This window comes from Actinomyces sp. Z5 (assembly GCF_003287795.1).
Taxonomy (GTDB): Bacteria; Actinomycetota; Actinomycetes; order Actinomycetales; family Actinomycetaceae; genus Actinomyces; species Actinomyces glycerinitolerans.
Map to the genome: position 1 here is coordinate 1 of NZ_QMIN01000077.1, position 20,071 is coordinate 20,071.

The window sequence follows — 20,071 nt, forward strand, 5'->3', positions numbered from 1 at the left end:
GCCGACGGGGGCCTGGTGGCCCCGTCGGCGCCGCCCGTTCAAGGAAGACCACACGCTCAGCACTGGAGGCCCCTCGTGTCCGACAGCACTCAGACCCCGTCAGCCGCTCACCTGGCCGCCGCGCACCCCGAGCTCGTGGCCCGAGGTTCTGCCGACTCCGCTGTCGCCCACGGCTCGCGGCCCCAGATCGACGCTGTCTCCACCATCACCGAGTACCTGGACCGCTCCGACTGGCGCGTGAACGCCAATGCCAACCAGGGCTACTCCCTGGGCGGCATGATCCTGAACACCTCCGGCAAGGTCATCGCCAACTACTGGCTCAGCCAGATCTACCCGCAGGCCGCCGGCGACGCCCACCGCAACGGTGACATCCACATTCACGACCTGGACATGTTTGCCGGCTACTGCGCCGGCTGGTCGCTGAAGAACCTGCTCCAGCAGGGCTTCAACGGCGTCCCCGGCAAGATCGCCTCCGGCCCCGCCAAGCACTTCTCCTCCGCCGTCGGCCAGATCGTCAACTTCCTGGGCACCCTGCAGAACGAGTGGGCCGGCGCGCAGGCCTTCTCCTCCTTCGACACCTACATGGCCCCCTTCGTCCGCCTGGACAACATGAGCTACGACGAGGTCCTCCAGTGCATGCAGGAGCTCATCTTCAACCTCAACGTCCCCTCCCGCTGGGGCACCCAGACGCCCTTCACCAACCTTACCTTCGACTGGACCTGCCCCGCGGATCTGGCCGACGAGCACCCGCTGATCGGCGACGAGCTGTGCGACTTCACCTACGGCGACCTCGCCGAGGAGATGGGCATGATCAACCGCGCCTTCATGGAGGTCATGACCACCGGTGACGCAGACGGCCGCGTCTTCACCTTCCCGATCCCCACCTACAACATCACCAAGGACTTCGACTGGGACAGCCCCAACGCCGACCGGCTGTTCACCATGACCGCGAAGTACGGTCTGCCCTACTTCCAGAACTTCATCAACTCCGAACTCGACCCCGGCATGATCCGCTCCATGTGCTGCCGCCTGCAGCTCGACCTGCGCGAGCTGCTCAAGCGCGGCAACGGCCTGTTCGGCTCGGCCGAGCAGACCGGCTCCGTCGGCGTCGTCACCGTGAACATGGCCCGCCTGGGCTACCTGCACGCCGGCGACGAGGAGGGGCTGGTGAAGGCGCTGGACCGCCTCATCGACATCGCCTCCGAGACGCTGGAGCTCAAGCGCACCGTCATCCAGCACCACATCGACACCGGCCTGTTCCCCTTCACCAAGCGCTGGCTCGGCACGCTGGACAACCACTTCTCCACCATCGGCGTCAACGGCATGAACGAGATGGTTCGCAACTTCACGCACGACGCCTACGACCTGACCGACCCGCGCGGTCACGCCATGTGCGTGCGCATCCTCGACCACGTCCGCGGGCGCATGGTCGAGATCCAGGAGGCCACCGGCCACCTGTACAACCTGGAGGCCACCCCCGCCGAGGGCACCACCTACCGGTTCGCCAAGGAGGACCGCAAGCGCTACCCCGACATCCTCCAGGCCGGCACCGACTCCAACCCGTACTACACCAACTCCTCCCAGCTGCCCGTCGGCTACACCGACGACCCCTTCGAGGCGCAGGAGATGCAGGAGGAGCTGCAGACCAAGTACACGGGCGGTACGGTGCTGCACCTGTACATGAACGAGCACATCTCCTCGGCCCAGGCCTGCAAGGAGCTGGTGCGCCGCTCGCTGACCGCGTTCCGCACGCCCTACATCACCATCACCCCGACCTTCTCGATCTGCCCGACCCACGGCTACCTGGCCGGCGAGCACTTCACCTGCCCCAAGTGCGCCGAGCTGCACCCCGACGCCGAGCCGGTCGAGTGCGAGGTATGGACCCGCGTCATGGGCTACTTCCGCCCCGTGAAGTCCTTCAACATCGGCAAGAAGGGCGAGTACATGGAGCGGCAGATGTTCACCGAGTCGGCGGCCGGTGCCCACGGCACCACCACCTCGCGCCTGACCTCCATCAGCGCCTGACATTCCGCCCGAGGCGACGCCGGGGCGCTGGGACCGGGGAAGATCCTCTCCGATCCCAGCGCCCCGTGCGCCCAGGCACTCGATCCCCACAGGGAGACACCGTGAGCAGCGAATCCGCGCCCGGCGCCCGTCGCCCCGCAGGCGTGGGCGTCGACGTCCCCGCGCACCGCACCGCCGACGATCTGCAGATCGCCGGGCTCGTGCCCATGTCCACCGTCGACTGGCCCGACCACCTGGTAGCGACGGTCTTCCTGCAGGGCTGCCCCTGGAACTGCTTCTACTGCCACAACCAGGCCCTCATCCCCACGCGCACCCCCGGCGTGGTCTCCTGGGATGAGGTCCGCTCCCTGCTCGCCCGCCGTCGCGGCCTGCTCGACGGCGTCGTCCTGACCGGTGGGGAGGCGCTGCGCCAGGACGCCCTGGCCGACGCCGCCGCCGAGGTGAAGGAGATGGGTTTCCAGGTGGGCCTGCACACCGCCGGCCCCTACCCGGGTCGCCTGCGCGACATGGTGGCGCGTGGGCTGGTCGACTGGGTCGGCCTCGACATCAAGGCCCTGCCCGAGCACTACGACGTCGTGGTCGGCCGCCCCAACTCCGCCGCCAAGGCCTGGGAGAGTCTGCAGGTGCTGGTAGACGCGGCCACCCGCGGCGACGGCGTCGACTTCGAGGTACGCACCACCGTGGTTCCCGGGGATGTCACCGCCGCCGACGCCGTGGAGGTTGCCCGCCGCGTGCACGACGTCGGCGCCCGGGTCTACGCCCTCCAACAGGCCCGCGGCGAGGGCACCACCGGCGACTTCGCCGTGTCCGCGCCCGGCTGGGACGCCGAGTGTGAGCGCATGGCCGCCCAGATCGAGGCCCTCGGCTGGGACCGCTTCACCTACCGCCCCGCCTGACGCCTAGCCGCCCCCGCGCCTCTTCTTCCGCCGAGACCGGCATCTGTGATACGCCGAGACCTGTACTAATGCCGGGCGGAGCTCGCACGCGCTTCTATGGAAATGGCTCGCACTCCCGTAATGGGGCGAGGGCGCAGCTCACAACGAGGGGGCGATGCCGCTGAGGTTGTTGAGCACGTGCAGTGCTGCCGGGAACAACACGTTGCCACGTGTTCTCACGAACAGGATTCCGGCCGCGACGCCGAAGCAGGCGTGCGGAATGATGCCTACCCATTCGGACAGCGTCCAGGAGTGCATGTGCAGCATGCCGAACAGCACACCGGAGACCGTGATCCCCACCCACGCCCGGGTGCGGTCGGCAATGGCGGTCAACAGGAACTGGCGGAAGAACATCTCCTCCACGACCGGTCCCGCGAACACCAACACTCCCAGCACGGCCCAGGGCGGGAAGGCGACTATTGCCCGACCAACATTGGCGTCATTGGCCAACTCGGCCCCCACGCCGGGCAGGACGCCGGCGAGCCAGTCGGATGCCAGGACCCCTACGCTCTCCAGCGCCACCGCCCCGACGGCGCCGAGCGCCAGCCAGGCCACGGCCCGCAGCGGGCCGGCTGTCAGTAGGCGCCCCTGCTCGGCCAGCTCACCGCCCCAACCGCCGACCGCCAGCATGAGCAGCACCGCGTAGGCCCACATGGTGAAGGCGCCCTGTCCCGACGCAGGCAGCCACGGCGGCGACAGGTGCAGCAGGAACGCGCCGGTGTAGCCAACGACGAAAACCAGCCGGCACGCCGTCGCGGTTTTGGAGGGCGGCCCCGCTTCGCGGCTTGGGTAGGCGGTGGTCTTCGGGCCGGCCCATGAACGGGAAGACATCATGAGTTTCTCCTCCAGTCGAGGTGATTCAGCGGTGTCGGCAGGTGAACTCGGCGGCACCGAAAGGTGCCGGTGATGCCGTTTACCGATCGCCCCGAGTCTGGAGTCATGCCCACTGCCAGCGACTCGGCCGCGGGAGGGATCTCGCATCTTCTCCTCGGACCTGCGGATGTAGAACCCAGGTTCGATGCCCGGCACGAGTCGTCCCCCTAGACTGCAATGGTGCCGAAATCGCCAATTCACTCAGCTCGCGCTCCACGCCGACACTCCGCCGCGGGCCGTGTGGCGGTGGCCTGCGCACTGCTGTTCCTGGTCGCTTCCCTGGCGGCCACCGCCGACTCCGGTGCTCCCAGGACGGCAACGCGCACAGTGGTGTGGGGCGTGCTGCTTGGTCTGACCGGCTCGGCGTGGTGGCTGCGGCACCGCGATCGTGCAGCATTCGAGCGGGCGCTCGCCCGGGAGGCGGCGGCCCGAGCCGTCGCCGAGGATCGTCTTGAAATCGCTCGCGATTTGCACGACACGATCTCCGGTGCCCTGGGGGCGATCATGGTTCGGGCGGCCGTCGCACAACGCCTAGAGCACGACCCGCAGGATCTGCGCGTTGCCCTGCAGGAGGTGGAGCAGGCCTCGCATGAGGCGACTGCCGGGTTGCTGCGCATGCTGCGCGTGTTGCACGGCAAGGGTTCGCCGGACTCCGCCGTCCCCGTCCCGCCGCCCGCAGACGCGGATCGCGAGGGTATCGACGCCGGAGACTCGCCGTGCGGTACCGGCTGGCGCGCCACGGACACCGCCGGGAGACGGGCATGACCGGCGAGATCGGCGTGCTGGTGGCCGAGGACCAGCGCCTGTTACGCGCCTCTCTGATAGCGCTGTTCAACGCCGAGCCGGATATGACCGTACTGGGCGAGGCCGCCGACGGGGAACGCGCCGTCGCCGAGGCGTCGCGACTGCGGCCCGATGTGGTGCTCATGGACATCCGCATGCCTGCGCTCTCCGGTATTGAGGCCACAGCGCGCATCTGCGCCGATCCGCGGTTGGCTCACACGCGCATACTCATACTGAGTATGTATGAACTCGACGAGTACGTTCTGGGCGCCCTACGTGCCGGCGCCTCCGGCTTCCTCCTCAAGGACGCCGACCCGAGCATGCTCCTCGACGCCGTGCGCACCGTGCACTCCGGGCAGTCGTTACTTGCCCCAAGCCTGATGGCGCGCTTGCTCGATCACTGCGTGCCCGCCGCGACCTCCTCAACCGCTCGGTTGGAGACGTTGACCCCGCGGCAACGCGAAGTTCTTACGCTGATCGCCCGTGGAATGTCTAACACCGAGATCGAGGAGGAGCTGAGGATCACCCGCGCCACCCGCCGCAGTCACATCAACGCCTTGCTAGCGCGACTGGGCGCTCGGGACCGGGCGCAGTTGGTGATCGCCGCCTACGAGTTCGGGCTGGTGCGACCCGCCCGCCAAGGGCTGTAGGCCCGATCTGCCACCACCGACGCTGACGGTGCGACCCGCGCGCCACGAGTTGTAGTTGTCATAAACTGCACCACTTTCACGTGTCGGCTGTACTCGACGAAACGCCGAACCGCGTGATTGCGCGCCTGCTGCGCCCGAAGCGGGTCTGCTGTGCAGGGAAAGTGGTGCATTCCGTGCCACCGTCGCCGTTGTTTCCCTCCGCACCCTGCGTGTGCTTGAGCGTGCCGCTCCGGAGGCATACACTTACCGAGTAAGCGTTACTCAGTAACTAGGTCGGTTGCTACATCGCCACGCGACTCGGAGGTCCGAATGGCCGTGAAACACGCCCTGCTCGCCCTACTCGCACGCGGTCCCGCGGGCACCTACCAGCTGCGCAAGGACTTCGAAGCGGCCACCGGAACCACCTGGCCCCTCAACATCGGGCAGGTCGCCACCACGCTGGCGCGCCTCGAACGCGACGGCCTGGTGATACGCCTCGATCCCGGCCGGCCCGCGAACGGCCCCGGCGCGCCGGGTTCCGCAACCGCTTCCGCCGCATCCACCTCCGTCCCGGCGGCAGCGGCGCAGCCCACGCCGCGCAACTCCGACGCCGCGCCGGCTGCTGCGGACGCGGCTCCCGTAACCGGGCCTTCCAATACGCAGACGCTGCCCACCGCCAACCGGGACGTGGCCGCCTGGACCCTGACCGACGCGGGCCGAGAGGAGCTCGCCCATTGGTGGGCAAGCCCGGTGGCCCGCCGCGCCCCCGAACGCGACGAGCTCGTCATCAAGCTCGCGCTGGCCACCGCCTCCCCTGACGTCGACGTCGCTGCGCTGATCCAGCAGCAGCGCCAGGCCACGCAGACCACCCTCCACGAGATCAACCGCGCCCGCCGTGCCGCCGCCGACGAGGACCTGGCTACCACGCTCGTCCTGGACCACCACGTGTTCATCGTCGAGGCCGAGCTGCGCTGGCTCGACGACGCCGAGGGCCGCCTGACCCGCGCCGCCGCGCTCCGCGCTTCGGCCGCGTCCACCACGCCCGCCGCGTCTCCCGCCTCCACTGCGCCGGTCTCATCCACCGGGAGGCGGTCCTGATGCCCGCCTCGCGTCAGCAGCCCGTACTCGAGCTCCGCGGCGTCGGCCGCATTCACGGCACCGGCGCCCGCGCCGTCACCGCCCTGGACGGGGTCGACCTCACGGTCGCGCCCGGCGAGTTCGTCGCCGTCATGGGCCCGTCCGGGTCCGGGAAGTCGACCCTGCTCAACCTCGCCGGTGCCCTGGACCGGCCCACCTCCGGCAGCGTGATCCTGGCGGGCCGCGACCTGGCCGGCCTGGACCGCGCCGACCTGGCCGAGGTGCGCCGCCGCGCCGTCGGCTTCGTCTTCCAGGACTTCAACCTGCTGCCTTCTCTGACCGCCGCCGAGAATGCCGCCTTCCCCCTGGAGCTTGACGGCTGGCCCGCCCGTCGCGCCCGGGCAGCCGCACTGACCGCGCTGGAACAGGTCGGCTTGGCGGATCTGGCCGACCGCCTGCCCGGCGACATGTCCGGCGGCCAGGCCCAACGCGCCGCCATCGCCCGCGCCATCGTCGGCCCGCGCCGCCTGCTGCTCGCGGACGAACCCACCGGCGCACTCGACTCCGCCACCGGCACCGCGGTCATCACGGTGTTGCGGGAGCGCGCCGACGACGGTGCCGCCGTCCTTATGGTCACTCACGAGCCCCGCTTCGCCGCCTGGGCCGACCGCACGGTCTTCCTGCGCGACGGCCGCCTGGTAGGCGCCTCCGATCCCGCCGACATCGACGCGCTGCTGGCCACGCCGGGGGAGGGCCGGTGAACGCGGCCCGACTGCGGGCGCTGCGCCCCGTGGTCCGCCTGGCCGTGCGCGACGCCCTGGCGCATAAGGCCCGCAGCCTGCTGGCGATCCTGCTGGTGGCGGCCCCGCTGGTGCTGATCGTCGGTTTCCTGGGCGCCCGCCTGTCCACCCCGCCTACCCGGCAGGCGGCCCTGGCATCCATTCCCGACGGCGCACAGGCACTCGTGACCGGCACCGCCGTCGACCCCGTGGAGGCCCCGTTCCGGCAGGTGCCCGAGGGCGCGCCCGGGCCCTGGATGGACTCGCCGGACACCGTGCCCCTGACCGCGGAGGAGTTGGCCGGCTACCTCCCCGCGCGCGACCGGGTCCTGCAGTTCTGGGACTCTGAGGACCTGCTCGCCCTGGCCGACCCCGACGCCGAAACGGGCGCGACCACGCCCGCCGCCGCAGGGGACCTGCAGGGCGCGGACTTCGGCGCAATCGGCACCTTCACCCTGCGCGAGGCAGACGCCGCCGGCCTGGAGCTGCTCCTGCCCCCGCTGGTCGCCGGCACCGCCCCTACCGGCACCGCCGACGTCGTCATCACCACCGCCCTGGCCGAGCGCACCGGCGTGGAGGTGGGAGAGGCGATCATCCTGATCGCCCCGCCCTTCGACGGCTGGTACTCCACCAACGGACGCATCGCCGAGGTCATGCAGGACTCCCGGCGCACCTACCGCGTCACCGGCCTGGTCGACGACGACGCCGCCCGCGCCTGGGCGCTGCCGGACTGGCTGGCGCCGACGGTCCAGGACGACCCGGCCGGCGTTGACACCCACTTCCTGGTCACCGGCCCCGACCCGGTCCCGTGGGAGGTCGCCAAGCAGCTCAACGGCGAGATGGCCTTCGCCGTCTCCCGCCACGTGCTCACCAACTACCCGGACGCCCCCGAGCTGTATCCGGTGGCCGTCAGCGCCGACTACCTGGCCACCGCCCTGGTGATGACCGTGATCGCCTGCGCCGCCGCCGCGGGCCTGCTGCTGGGGCTGGTGACCCCCGCCTTCGTGGTCGCCGCCGAGCAGCAGCGCCGCACCCTGGCCCTCGCCTCCGCCACCGGAGCCGCACCGCGACAGCTGGCCCGCACCATCACCCTGCAGGGGACTGCGATCGGCTGCCTGGGCGGAGTACTCGGCGCCGGTGGCGGACTCGTCGCCGCCTGGGCGGCCTACCGCATCTTCGAACCCGAGGTACAAGCGCTCGCGGGCCTGCCGGGGTGGCTGCCGGTGCTCGTTGTCGCGGGCGCCGCCTTGGCCGGGTGGCTGGCCACACTCGCGCCCGCCCGGCGAGTGGCGCGCATGGAGCCGGTCCAGGCGCTCAAGCGCGGGAACTGGCCGGCGGACGCGGTCGGCGCCCCGCAGAGTCGGGCCGGACGCAGGTGGCGCCTGCTCGGCGGTGTTGTGGTGTTGGCGGCCGCGATCGGCTGCGCCCTTGCCTCACTGCGCATACAAATACCCGTCGCCGCGCCCGGAGAGGCGCCGGCGGTGCCCGGCACACTGCCCGGGGGAGCCGCCGTGCCGCTACTGGTGGCGGCCCTGCTGCTGGGTGCGGTGGGGCTGTTCGTGTTGGCCCCGGTTGCGCTCGACGCCGCAATCATGGTGCTGGCCAAGGGGCCGCTGGCGCTGCGCGTGGCCGCCCGAGACGCCGCCGCCCACCGCGGCCGCGCCCTGCCGGTGGTCGGTGCGATCGGTGTCGTCGTCGCGCTGGCCGGCGGGCAGACCGTCTACCTGGCGTCCTCAACCACCAACTACAACGACACCTCCACGGTTCTGGTGGCGCCCGGGCACCTCGCGCTGGGACCACGCGTGCCGGTCTCCGACGACTTCGACGCCGCCGTCCTGGCCGACGCCGTGAGCGTGCTGCAAGACGCCGGTCTGCCCGTCACCGGCTCCGCGCCGGTTCGCGCGATGGACTTTCGTAAGGAGGGCGTGTCGTACACCCTCAGAGTCGAACCCCCGGCCGACTCCCGCTGCCCCGACTTCACCGACCCGGACGTCGCGGCCTCTCTGGGACTGGTGGACACGGTGACTTGTGTACCTGCGGGGCAGGGATACAACCCGGGCATCACGGCCCCCTGGATGCTGGGAGACGATGTCTTTGTAATGGAAGGGCAGGCGCTGCGCGCCACAGGCCTGGACGGGGCGCAGGAGGCCGCGGAGCTCCTGGAGGCGGGCGGTGTGGTGGTCAACAACGCCACCTGGATCGATGATGACGGCACGGTTCGTGTAGGTCTGATGGACTACAGCGATGCCGCCATGACCGTCCAGCACCCGCAATCCCGGGACGCCTACTTTCTGCCGCGGATGACCGCCACCATCACGGTGTCGCCCGCCACCGCCGCCGAGCTGGGGCTGACCGGCGCCGACGCGCCGATATACGTGGGGGAGATGGTGCAGCTGTCGCGACCGCTGACCGCGGCGGAGACCGCCACTGCACGGCGAGTTGTTGAGGAGCGGAGCGACCTGGTGACTGTCGGGACCAACTCGGATCTGCCGCCTTGGGGCGGCGTGGCCGACTTCGCGGTCCTGGCCGTGCTAGCGGCGGTGGCCCTGTTCGCACTGGTGGTGAGTCTGCTACTGACCCGCACTCAGATGCGCGCCGACATGGTCACCATGCACGCGGTGGGAGCCTCGCCGCGTTTCCTGCGACGACTCACGGCCGCCCATGCCACCGTCATCCTGGCGCTCGGCGTGCCCGCCGGGGCGGTGTGCGGCTGGGCGGTGGCCGCGTATCTGGTGGCCTGGAATCGGCACGTGGCCATTGACGGTCCCTGGCTGCGCCTGGAGGGCCTGTGGGGCTGGCAGCTGGTGGGACTGGCCGGCTTCGTCGCGGTGGGTCTGGGCGTGGCGTGGCTGATGGGTCGCCCGCCGCGCCATCTGGCGCGCTCCCGCGACGACTAGCCGTCACGTTCCACGACCTTGGGGGCGTTTCACGACCTTGGGGTGCATTCCACGACCACCCCGGGGTCGTGAAACGTGCACGGGAGTCGTGGAACGTGCACCAGGGTCGTGCAACGTCGTGGCGCGGCCACCATCGGAGGATCGGCGCGGGTGCGTCTCGGCGTGCGGGCGCCTCGGCTCGGGCGCACAGCAATGCTCCGTCCTCAGCGCCGCTCCCGGAACACCGCCCGCCGTTGCGCCAGGTAGCTGACGGCGTACAGCACGCCGTCGCCGAGGGGCTTGGCCAAGCCGAGCGGCACCCCGATCCCGGTCAGCGCCCGCAACAGCACATAGCTGGCGGCGAGCAGCGCCAGCGCGAGCGCCATGTAGCGCACGGCCGTTCTGCCGACGGTGCCGGGCGCCGCCCGGAACACGCGCCGGTTCATGAAGAAGTTGGCTGTCCCGCTGACCAGCCGTGCCCCCACCACACTCGCCAGCAGGTTGCCGGTCAGCAGGTGCAGCACCAGCACCGCGACCCAGTCGATGCCGAAGCTCGCCAGGCTCGCCCCGACGAATCCCAGCAGCGGCGCGTAGATCCGCGCCGAGTCCTGCAGCGGCCGGAAGTGACTGGAGGTGTTGCCCGGCTCGTACACCGTGGCGATCTCCACCTCCTCGACCTCCAGGCCGAGTTCGTGAGCGCGCAGCAGGGCGCTGAGTTCCCACTCATAGCGGTCTCCGGGCACATCCGCCAGCCAGGCGGTCTGCCCGGCAGGGTAGCCGCGCAGGCCGGTCTGGGTGTCGCCCAGTCGCCAGCCGGTCGCCAGACGGAACAACAGTGCGGTCACGCCATTGCCGATCCGGCTGCGCGCCGGCACCGGCCCGGTCAGGCGCCGCACCCCGAGCGTCATATGCCCAGTGGTGTGCACGCGCCGGGCCACCGCGGCGATGTCCGCGGGCCGGTGCTGCCCGTCGGCATCCGCGCACACCACGTCCGCCTCCGGCCACAGCTCGGCCACCTGTGCCAGCCCGGTGCGCAGCGCCGCCCCCTTCCCCCGGTTACGGCCATACCCGACGACGTCCGCCCCGCGTGCGCTCGCCGCCCGAAACGCCGGCGCATACTCCGGCCCGGAGCCGTCGTCGACGACGAGCACCCGGCATCCGGGCAGCTCCCGCACCAGGTCGCTCACCAAATGCGCCAGCCTGTCGTCGGGCTGATAGGCGGGTATGAGCACGACCAGGCCCACGCGGGAGGGGCGTCCCGACGCCGGTCGCATCCCCGGGACGGGCGCAGGCCCGCCGCTGCGTTCGGCCTCATTCTCTCGGGCCGACGCCGCCGGGCGTCCCGGTGCGTAGGCGGTGTGCGGTCGGGCCACGGCGTCGGGCCGCAGGCGACGTCGCGGGAAGGAACCGGTGGCGGGGCGCGCAGGCGTACTCATCTCAGGCTCCCTGTGCGATGTAGAGGATGTCGGAGGTCTCGCGCTCACCGCCGTTGGAGGGCTGGTTGATCACCTCGCCGTTGAACCAGAGCGTCGAGGAGCCGCCGCCGTCGAGGTTGTATGCGCAATCGCAGCCCAGGTCCGCCATGATCTGGGCGAGTTCGGTCATGGTCACCCCGCGCGAGTAGCCCTTGTCGCGCCCGTCGACGACGACGAACACGTAGTGCCCGTCCGCGATCGCGCCCAGCGCCGTGCGCGGCTGGGTGCCCTGGATGGAGTGGTTGCCGACGTTGGTGTCCACCTCCACCGCGTCGATCCCGTCCAGCACCGAGCCGCCCTGCACCAGCGCCGGCCCGAAGGACAGGGTGTTCCACACGCCGGCGTCCAACAGCGTCTGGGCGTCGGTGTTGGTCTCGTCGTAGACCTCGACGCGGCCGTCGGTGTAGAAGGCGATGCCGTCGCGCACGCCGTCGTCGCGGTAGATGACGCCGTTGCGGATGAGGATGCCGTCGGAGCGGAACCCGTAGTAGTCGCCGTTGACGGCGAGGATCGCGTCGTGCTCGGTGGCCATGGCGCTGGGCAGGGCGGTGATGTTGGTGCCGTAGGCGTTGTTGGCGAAGGCGCTGCGCACGGCGGTGGCGTCGCTGGCCTGGATGTCGGCGACGTAGTAGGTGACCGTGTCATCCCCGGAACCGTTGGAGACCCGCTCAATGCCGATCGAGGTCAGCGAGGAGGTGTAGCCGGTGTCCGTGATGTTGACGTCGGTGGCCCGTGCGGTGGAGGAGACCGAGGAGTTGATGGCCTCGTAGGCGGCGACGTCGTCGACCTCCACGTGGTCGATGACGAACCGGTTGAGCGCCCAGGCGGCCGTACCGATCAGGCCGGTCCCGACTAGGGCGCCGCCGCCCAGGAGGACGCGGCGCCGGGAGTGACGGCGGGGCGGGTCCGGGCGGGTGGCCGACGGCGTCTGGGACTGCTGTGCTCGGGGCGCGGAGGACTGTTCGGCCGGTGTCGCGCCGAGGCGGCTGTCTGTTGCCCGGGACTCGTCCCGGGCGTTACCGGGCTCAGGAGTTGAATCGCTGAACATGGCCTCAACCCTTGCGGGCGGTCATATGCCGCGGCCGGGTCTGCGCTATGGGCCGCCTGTGGATCAGGGGGCCGGCTCTGAGCGCCCGGCTACCCGGCTTTGAGACGCATCCGGCTGTGGCGGCCACTGGAGGCGGGATGATCCGTGGCGCGCTCACAGTGAGCCCCGCAGACGAACCGGGTGCAAGATCTCACGCGCCCCGCATACATGACTTCACGCCACCCGGTTTCATAATCTCGGTCCATGACCACCTCCCCTTCGACCGGACCCGCCTCTGCCCAGCAGGGGAAGGGGGTCACTCCAGAATCCGCATCCGCCGACGCCCAAACGGCCGAGGGCCGCGCCGCCGCGTCCGCAGACCCGCGTGACGCCGGCCTGCGCACCTCCTTCGCCCCCACCCTGCTGGTGGCACTGGCGGCGCTCGCGGCCATTGCCCCGCTCGCCATGGACGCCTACCTGCCGGCCTTCAACCAAATGGCCGCCGACCTGGGCGTCTCCGCCTCCACCACCCAGCTGACGCTGACGGCATTCCTGGTTGGTGTGGCACTGGGCCAGCTGAGCATCGGCGTGCTCTCCGACCGCTTCGGCCGCCGCCCGCTGCTGCTATGGGGCAGCGTGCTGGCCTTCGTCGCCGGCGTCGGCACCGCGCTCGCGCCCAGCGCCGCCTTCCTGCTGATCGCGCGTTTTCTGCAGGGACTCGGCGGCGCCGCCGGCATGGTGCTGGGCCGCGCCGTCATCTCCGACCGTTCCCGCGGCATCACCGCCGCCCAGGCCCTTTCCCTGGTGATGTCGATCCAGGGCGTTGCACCCGTCATCGCCCCGATTCTGGGCGGCGCCCTGGTCGGCCCGGTCGGCTGGCGCGGCATTCTCGGCGTGGTGGCGGCCTTCCAGGGCATCCTCGTGCTGCTGGTGGCCGCCTGGGTGCCCGAGACGCTTCCCGCCGAGCAGCGCCACGAGGGCGGCTTCGGCGTGCTCGTGGACGGCACGCGTGCGCTGTCCAAGGACCATGTGTTCGTCCGCCTGATCCTCATCAATGCGCTGGTCTACGCGCTGCTGACCTCCTACCTGTCCGCCGCCCCATTCATGCTGCAGGGCGTCCTCGGCATGAGCACGGCCGCCTACACCGCCGTGTTCGCCGTGTGCGGCCTGACGGTGACCCTGACCGTGGCGGCCTGCGGCTCGCTCGCCAGGCGGATCTCGCCGGAGCGGCAGATCCGCCTGGGGCTGATCGCCATCCTCGTCGTCGACGTCGTCTTCGCCGCCGTCTGCCTGACGCGCCTGACCGGTCCCGTGTCCTCCACTGCGCTTACGGTCGCCACCGTCGCCCTGTTCATCATCCACGTCATGGCTCTGGGCACCTGCATGGGTAACCTGCCGGCCGTCGCCCTGGGCCGCACCGGACGCTGGGCCGGCACCGGCTCGGCGCTGCTGGGCTTCATCCAGTTCGTCTTCGGCGGCATCGCCAGCCCGATGGTGGGGCTGACCGGAGAGGCCTCCGGTGTCGCCTTCGGCGCGACGATCGTGGTAGTGGCGTTGGCGGCGAACGTGCTCGGCGCCTTCGGCGTGCGCGACCGCGGCGAGAAGGAGCGCCTGCGCGCCGAGGCGGCGGCCAAGCGCGCCGCCCGACTCGGCCGCGACCAGCTTCCGCAGGTCGACCAGAACGGCGCCGACGGCGGCCCCGCGGCCGCGGACGCCGTCGCCGAGCCCGCCAAGGAGGCGGCCGGAGCCTGACGGCCGCACGCATCCCACCCGCGGTCACGCGTCCGTCCTACCCGACGACGCCGCGGCATGCTCCTGCCGCGGCGTCGTCCTTACTCCTCCTCGGAGGCGTCGAAGCGATACCCGACGTTGCGGACCGTGCCGATCAGGTGGTCGTACTCGGTGCCGAGCTTCGCACGCAGGCGGCGGATGTGGACGTCGACCGTGCGCGAGCCGCCGATGTAATCCTCACCCCACACCTCGTCCAGCAGCGCCTGGCGGGTCAGCACCCGCCCCTGGTTGAGGGCCAGCGCCTTGAGCAGTTCAAACTCCTTGTAGGTCAGGTCCAGCAGTGTGCCGCGGATGCGAGCGGTGTAGGCGGTGGTGTCGATAACCAGGTCGCCGGCCTCGATGCGGTCCTCGGCGATCGGTTCCGCCTCGGCGATGTGCACGCGCACCAGCCGCAGTCGCGCACCCAACTCCGCGGGCGTGGCCCCGGCCATGACGAAGTCAGCGGCCCCCCAGTCGGGCTGGACGACGGCGGCGCCGCCCTCCTCAAGCACCAGGATGATCGGCGGGCAATCCATGGGGCCCGACAACAGCTGGCATAGGGCGCGGGCACGCATCAGGTCCCCGCGGGCGTCGATCATGACGACGTCGGCCTCGGCCGCCGAGGCGTAGGAGGCGGGCACCGGCTCCAGGCAGTCGACCTGGCAGTCGAGGAATGAGATCGCGGGGACGACGGCGGTGGCGTCGTGCTCACGGGTGAACATGATGACGCGCACGGCCGTCTCCTTCCGGTCCCAACTGGGCCCGAAGCTCAGTGAACCACATTTGTATTTGCGAGCGGATTACATGACCGGGCACGCGTGAGTACATGCACGGCCCGCGGGTGTGGGACGATGCGACCGTGAACACGCAGGATGTGCCCGGCACGGTGGACCCCGGCAGCTACGGGACGCGCCGCGGCGCCAACCTACCCATCGAGGTGGGGCTGGTGGACCCGGCCTGGACTCGACTGGCGGTGGCCAGCGTCGTGCCCGTGCTCCTGGCCGTCTCGGCGGCTCTGCCCGCCTGGGTGCGGCTGATCGTCGTTGTCCTGCTGGTGCCACTGACGGCCCAGGGCTGGCCCGCGCTGGTGCGCACGCGGCACGATCAGGGCGCCACCGGCGTCATCACCCTGACCGGACTGACCGCCGCCGTGCTGGTGGCCATCACCAACGACTTCGGCATGGCGGGGGTGGTCATGGCCCTCAGCGTGCCGGCGGCCTTCAGCGCGCAGATGGCCCGGCGCGACGGCCGCAAGCATTTGGTGGAGGACCTGTCCGCCACCGTCGCCGGCAATCTGGTGATGATCTCGGGTGCCGGCTGGTGCGCCCTGCGCACCGGAATCGCCGACCCTGCCGTGATCGTGCCGTGCACGTTGGCACTGTTCACCGGCGCCCTGCTGACCACTTTGAACGTGCGCGCCACCGTGCTGGAGGTGCTCACCATGACCGTCCCGGCCCTGGTGGCGGGCGCCGCCGGTGGGGCATTGGCCATGGTCGGCTTCTTCGGGGTCAGCCACGTCGGGCCGGAGCCGGCCCTGCAGTCGGCGGCCGCGTGCCTGGTGACCGGGTTCGTGGCCGGGGTGCTCATGGCCGCGGCCAACCGCGTGCTGTGGACTCACCGCTGGGTTCCCGGCGGGCGTGCCGCGGTGGCCAGCGCGATCGTGCCGATCCTGTCGCTGGGTGCCCCGGTGTACGCCATCGCTCGCCTCATGGGCGGTTTCATCGCGGGCTGACGCCGGCGCCTTCGCGTTCGTCGCGGGCTGACGCCGGCGCCGTGGCGTCGGCCAAGCCCGGGCCGTACCCTGCACCCATGGCGTTCATGATTCCCGACGATCTCGCCCCCGAGCTGTACCCCCTGGCCTGGCTGGTGGGCACCTGGCGCGGCTACGGCATCCTCACCTATGGGGAGACGGTCCCCGAGCAGGCCGTCTACCAGGAGATGACCTTCGACCACGACGGCGGCCCCTACCTGCGCCAGACCAGCACCATCTGGACCGTGGACGCCACCCGCAGCCAGGACCTCGACTTCGAGATGCCCGGTCTGGAGGGCGCCGCGCGCCTGACCCCCGCGCAGATCTGGTCCACCGAGACCACCTTCTGGCGTCCGGTGGGCCAGGAAACGCCCGCCGACGACGGTGACGCCTCCGGAACCGCCTCAAAGACTCCGATCACCTCTCTTGAGTTGGTCTCCACCGACCCAGCCGGGCACGTCGGCGTCTGGGAGGGCTGGATCCAGGGGCCGCGCGCCCAGGTCGGCACCCAGGCGGTGGGGCGTACCCGGACCGCCGCCACGGTCACCCAGATGAGCCGCATGTTCGGGCTTGTGGGCGGGGAGCTCATGTGGACGCAGGACATGGCCGCCTTCGGTGAGGAGGAGCCGAAGTCTTACGCATCCGGCCGCCTGGGTCGAGTGGAGGAGGCGGGGGAGACCGACCCCGGCGCCGCCCTGCGCGAAGCCATCGCCGCCGACGAGGCCGCCCGCGCTGCCGACACTGCGACGGACGCTCCCGCCTGATGCGCCGCAGCCCCCTCCTGGACCGGCCCGACGCCGTCGCCAACCCCGTCGGCGATCTGGACGCCGCCGTGCCCGCCCGCTACGGCGACCCCCTGCGTGAGCAGAACGCGCTGCTCGACGGGCGTGCCGCCACCGCTCTGGCCCGCGACGTCGTCGCTGTGACCGGTCCCGACCGGCTCGGTTGGCTGACCTCCCTGTCCAGCCAGGAGTTGACTCGCCTGACGCCGGGCGACGGCGGCGCGGAGACGCTGCTGCTGGACGCCCAGGGACACATCACCCACGCCCTGGCCTGCGTCGACGACGGCACCGCCCTGTGGCTGGTCACGGAGGCGGGCCGTGGGCGGGAGCTGGCCGAGTTCCTGGACTCCATGCGCTTCATGCTTCGCGTTGAGGTCGCCGTGCGCGAGGACGCGGCCGTACTGGCGGCGCTGGGTGAGGGCGGCGGCGCCCTGGAGGAGGCTTCGCGGGCAGCGGGCGCGTACCTGGCCACCTGGCGCGACCCCTGGCCGGGCGTGGTCGAGGGCGGCACCAGCTACGACGTCGGGCTGGCTCGTGAACATCCCGGCGCGGGTTACCGGGCCACCTGGGTGCTGGTGCAGGCCGACGCGGCCGGCACCGTCGCGGATGCGTTTCTTGCCGGCGGGAATGCGGCTGCTGACGTCGGCGGTGCCGAGCGCCGCAACTCCATGCCGGGCGTCCCCGGGCGGAGCCTGGCCGGCTCACTGGCCTGGGAGGCGCTGCGCGTGGAGGCCGGGCGGCCGCGATGGGGCCGGGAGGTGGATGCGCGCACGATCCCGCACGAGCTGGACTGGCTGCGCACCGCCGTACATCTGAACAGGGGCTGCTACCCGGGGCAGGAGACCATTGCGCGCACCCTCAACCTGGGCCGACCGCCGCGGCGCCTGACGATTCTGCAACTCGACGGCTTCACCGGGCAGCTGCCGGTGCCGGGCGCGAATGTGCGCCTGGGGGAGCGGGCGGTCGGCGTAGTGACCTCCGTGGCCCGGCACGTCGACTACGGTCCCATGGCGTTGTCGCTGCTGCGCCGGGGCGTGCCCGCGGATGCGCCGCTGACCGTGGACATTGCTGCTGAGGCCGAGGAAGAGGAGACCGACTCGGCGACCGGCAGCCGTGAAGAACCCGAGGCGGTCGCCGGTGTGGATGCCGCCCAGGAGCCTCTGGTTTCCCCCGAGGGCCGGGCACAGGCCACTCCCGCCGAGCGCCCCGGCGCCGGCTTGGGCCGCCGCGAGGCGCGTGGTCAGGAAGTCAACCGGCGCCAGGGCGCCGGCCGGGGCCTGCTGCGCTGACCGCCTCGTCCTTGTCACCGCGGTCGGTCGATGCAATGAAAGTCGTGCGAGTGGGTCGTGCTCGTCGTCCTCCCAGGCGGAACGCGTGATAGCTGCCGCACGCTTACGCTGGTGGCAGGAATTCTGCCAATCAGGGATTTCCGTTGAGATGATGCGGAATTGTAGGAAGTGGCTGAGGTCGTCAGGATCCGCTTGAAATGCTCCCATGTGCGCCGGAGGCCTCGCCGCACGCAGGAGCTCTCCTGACGTTCTGCAACTGCCGTGTGAAACCGCAGAATCGCGGGGTTTGTGGTCGGTGGTTGGTTTGTTAAGCGTGCGTCGGGTCGGATGACACGCGACGCGTGCCGATGCTCAACCTGCGACTGCGCGCTCAGCGCATTTGACAAGCGGGGGGGGGTGGCACATTTCGGTTCGTCCTAGCAATCCTGATTCATAGGAGAATCGCTGCCATGACTGCCATGCCACGCCGGGTTTTCGCACTGGGAACCGTGGGCGCCGTCGCCGCCTTTACGCTTTCCGCATGCGGCTCCTCAGACTCCGCGGACTCCTCCAGCGCTGCTGGTGGAGGATCGACGAGTGAGACGGAAACCTCGGCTACCTCCGAGGAGACCGCCGAGGAGTCCGATGTTGCTGCTGGAAACGACGCGGGTAAGCATACGATCGTATTTGAAGTCACCAGCGATACGGCGACCACCGCGGACATCACGCTGACCAGTCTGGACGCCAACGGCAACATCAGCCAGGAGCAGCTGAGCGATGAGGCCCTCCCGTTCAGCAAGACGGTTGAGATTGACGGCGCCGTCGTCTTTGACGCCTCAAACGCCAATGTGCTCGCTCAGGCCAAGGACGGAATGGACATCACCGCATCCATCGCCATTGACGATAATGAGCCCGTCAGTTCGTCGGGATCCGGCGAGTTTGCTACCGCGATAGCCCAGGCCACCAACTGAGAATCGGGCGTCCGAGAACTTAGGATCGCCCGAGCCGGCGGAACCGTTTGGAGCGGCTTGCGAGGCGCGTGGCGTCTCGTCTACTGCGAGCTTTTGCCCTCTGGTGTGCGGCAAATCGGCGCACACCAGAGAGCAAAAGCTCGTACCAGGGTGCGAAGGGTCGCTGGGTTCGCACCGGCCAGACGGGCGCGGCCACGGAGTGCGAGCGCGGCGCCCGCCATGATTTGGCGTTGTTGTCCTTGTGGGAATGTTGCCCCTGTGGGAGGGTGAGTTCATGAGCGAGCGCAGCCGCTGGATCGTGCCCATCGCCCTCGGGGCCGCTGGTGTCGCCTATGTGAACGGGCGCCTGCGCCCGCGCGGCGACGCTGCCGAGCCCCTGCCCGGGGACGAGCTCCTGCCCGACGCCGAGATCGTGGAGACGCACGAGACGGTGCTGCAGGCGCCCGTGGCCGACGTATGGCCCTGGCTGGCCCAGATGGGCTACGGGCGCGGCGGCTTCTACACCTTCGATGCGCTGTGTCAGCTTGTCGGTGTGGGCATCTCCAGCGCTGACGTGATCAACCCGGCGTGGCAGAACCTGACAGAGGGTGACTCGGTGGACCTGGCGGAGAACATCTCGCTCGTCGTTGCCCGCCTGGAGCCGGAGCGCTACCTCATCCTGTCCAGCGAGGGTGGAAGCGCCCCCGCGGGTAATGAGATGGAATTCGACTTCACGTGGGCGTTCGTCCTCACCTCGACGGGGCTGCATGCCTGCCGTCTCACGGTGCGTGAGCGGTACGTGCCCCAAACGCCGGCCGCCCGCCGAATGCTGCGGGCTATACGCCCGGTCGCGCGGCTCATGACGCACGGCATGTTCCATGGCCTGCGGCGTCGTACCCGGGGCTGAGGACAAGGGCCGCAGACGACGGCCATCGGTGTGCCGACTCAGATGACATCCCGACGCACTCCGGCGCGCAGCCGGGCGACGGCGTGCCGGGTGGCTGCCAGGTCCGTCCTTGGCACGGCAGACGGAGAGGATCGCGCGGTCGCTTCTGAGCCCCGTTGCACACTG

General features: G+C 70.6%; 17 protein-coding genes. 13 read left to right on the plus strand and 4 right to left on the minus strand.

All coding sequences use genetic code 11. The annotated features are described in order from the left end of the window. The first annotated feature begins 75 nt into the window (after positions 1-75). Together DRB06_RS11050 and DRB06_RS11055 are read left to right on the plus strand one after the other, a co-directional pair. A complete protein-coding gene (locus DRB06_RS11050) occupies positions 76-2,025 on the plus strand; it encodes a ribonucleoside triphosphate reductase (RefSeq protein WP_395994448.1) in 1,950 nt (649 codons plus the stop codon). A 182-nt stretch (positions 2,026-2,207) separates the two neighbouring features. Beyond that, entirely contained in the window at positions 2,208-2,921 is a 714-nt protein-coding gene (locus DRB06_RS11055) for an anaerobic ribonucleoside-triphosphate reductase activating protein (RefSeq protein WP_111820002.1), read from the plus strand. A 138-nt stretch (positions 2,922-3,059) separates the two neighbouring features. Here DRB06_RS11055 and DRB06_RS11060 read toward each other — a convergent pair whose 3' ends face one another. Beyond that, positions 3,060-3,794: a CPBP family intramembrane glutamic endopeptidase gene (locus DRB06_RS11060; RefSeq protein WP_108965715.1), complete on the minus strand. Its 735-nt coding sequence runs from the start codon at positions 3,792-3,794 to the stop codon at positions 3,060-3,062. Between the two features lie 285 nt (positions 3,795-4,079). Here DRB06_RS11060 and DRB06_RS11065 point away from each other — a divergent pair, with 285 nt between their 5' ends. The 5 genes from DRB06_RS11065 (at position 4,080) to DRB06_RS11085 (ending at position 9,998) form a co-directional block, all read left to right on the plus strand. Further along, positions 4,080-4,598, plus strand: coding sequence for a histidine kinase (locus DRB06_RS11065; RefSeq protein WP_234416031.1), 519 nt, complete (start codon positions 4,080-4,082; stop codon positions 4,596-4,598). Continuing rightward, positions 4,595-5,266 carry a response regulator transcription factor gene (locus DRB06_RS11070; protein ID WP_108969426.1) on the plus strand — a complete coding sequence of 224 codons (672 nt, stop codon included), beginning with the start codon at positions 4,595-4,597 and terminating at the stop codon, positions 5,264-5,266. Before DRB06_RS11065 ends, DRB06_RS11070 begins: the two co-directional genes overlap by 4 nt. A gap of 309 nt (positions 5,267-5,575) precedes the next feature. After that, positions 5,576-6,343: a PadR family transcriptional regulator gene (locus DRB06_RS11075; RefSeq protein ID WP_108965719.1), complete on the plus strand. Its 768-nt coding sequence runs from the start codon at positions 5,576-5,578 to the stop codon at positions 6,341-6,343. Continuing rightward, positions 6,343-7,083: an ABC transporter ATP-binding protein gene (locus DRB06_RS11080; protein ID WP_111819967.1), complete on the plus strand. Its 741-nt coding sequence runs from the start codon at positions 6,343-6,345 to the stop codon at positions 7,081-7,083. The genes DRB06_RS11075 and DRB06_RS11080 overlap by 1 nt, the downstream gene beginning before the upstream one ends. Next, complete coding sequence (locus DRB06_RS11085; protein WP_111819968.1) at positions 7,080-9,998, plus strand: FtsX-like permease family protein; 2,919 nt, start codon at positions 7,080-7,082, stop codon at positions 9,996-9,998. Before DRB06_RS11080 ends, DRB06_RS11085 begins: the two co-directional genes overlap by 4 nt. A 203-nt stretch (positions 9,999-10,201) precedes the next feature. Here DRB06_RS11085 and DRB06_RS11090 read toward each other — a convergent pair whose 3' ends face one another. Together DRB06_RS11090 and DRB06_RS11095 are read right to left on the minus strand one after the other, a co-directional pair. Next, positions 10,202-11,413 carry a bifunctional glycosyltransferase family 2/GtrA family protein gene (locus DRB06_RS11090; RefSeq protein WP_234416033.1) on the minus strand — a complete coding sequence of 404 codons (1,212 nt, stop codon included), beginning with the start codon at positions 11,411-11,413 and terminating at the stop codon, positions 10,202-10,204. 1 nt (position 11,414) lies between these two features. Beyond that, entirely contained in the window at positions 11,415-12,500 is a 1,086-nt protein-coding gene (locus tag DRB06_RS11095; RefSeq protein WP_111819969.1) for a phosphodiester glycosidase family protein, read from the minus strand. A gap of 243 nt (positions 12,501-12,743) precedes the next feature. On the opposite strand from DRB06_RS11095, the gene DRB06_RS11100 reads away from it, so the two are divergent. Beyond that, entirely contained in the window at positions 12,744-14,231 is a 1,488-nt protein-coding gene (locus DRB06_RS11100) for a multidrug effflux MFS transporter (RefSeq protein ID WP_111819970.1), read from the plus strand. A gap of 80 nt (positions 14,232-14,311) precedes the next feature. Here DRB06_RS11100 and DRB06_RS11105 read toward each other — a convergent pair whose 3' ends face one another. Continuing rightward, entirely contained in the window at positions 14,312-14,983 is a 672-nt protein-coding gene (locus tag DRB06_RS11105; protein WP_111819971.1) for a response regulator transcription factor, read from the minus strand. A 92-nt stretch (positions 14,984-15,075) separates the two neighbouring features. Between DRB06_RS11105 and DRB06_RS11110 the strand changes: the two genes are divergently transcribed. The 5 genes from DRB06_RS11110 (at position 15,076) to DRB06_RS11130 (ending at position 19,906) form a co-directional block, all read left to right on the plus strand. Beyond that, entirely contained in the window at positions 15,076-15,981 is a 906-nt protein-coding gene (locus DRB06_RS11110; RefSeq protein ID WP_073330279.1) for a tellurium resistance protein TerC, read from the plus strand. 77 nt (positions 15,982-16,058) lie between these two features. After that, positions 16,059-16,763, plus strand: a complete 705-nt coding sequence (locus tag DRB06_RS11115) for an FABP family protein (RefSeq protein WP_111819972.1) — start codon at positions 16,059-16,061, stop codon at positions 16,761-16,763. Then, positions 16,763-18,070: a folate-binding protein YgfZ gene (locus tag DRB06_RS11120; protein ID WP_111819973.1), complete on the plus strand. Its 1,308-nt coding sequence runs from the start codon at positions 16,763-16,765 to the stop codon at positions 18,068-18,070. Before DRB06_RS11115 ends, DRB06_RS11120 begins: the two co-directional genes overlap by 1 nt. A 449-nt stretch (positions 18,071-18,519) precedes the next feature. Beyond that, positions 18,520-19,020, plus strand: coding sequence for a hypothetical protein (locus DRB06_RS11125; RefSeq protein WP_108965740.1), 501 nt, complete (start codon positions 18,520-18,522; stop codon positions 19,018-19,020). Between the two features lie 274 nt (positions 19,021-19,294). Beyond that, positions 19,295-19,906, plus strand: a complete 612-nt coding sequence (locus DRB06_RS11130; RefSeq protein ID WP_073330538.1) for a hypothetical protein — start codon at positions 19,295-19,297, stop codon at positions 19,904-19,906. The last annotated feature ends 165 nt before the right edge of the window (positions 19,907-20,071 follow it).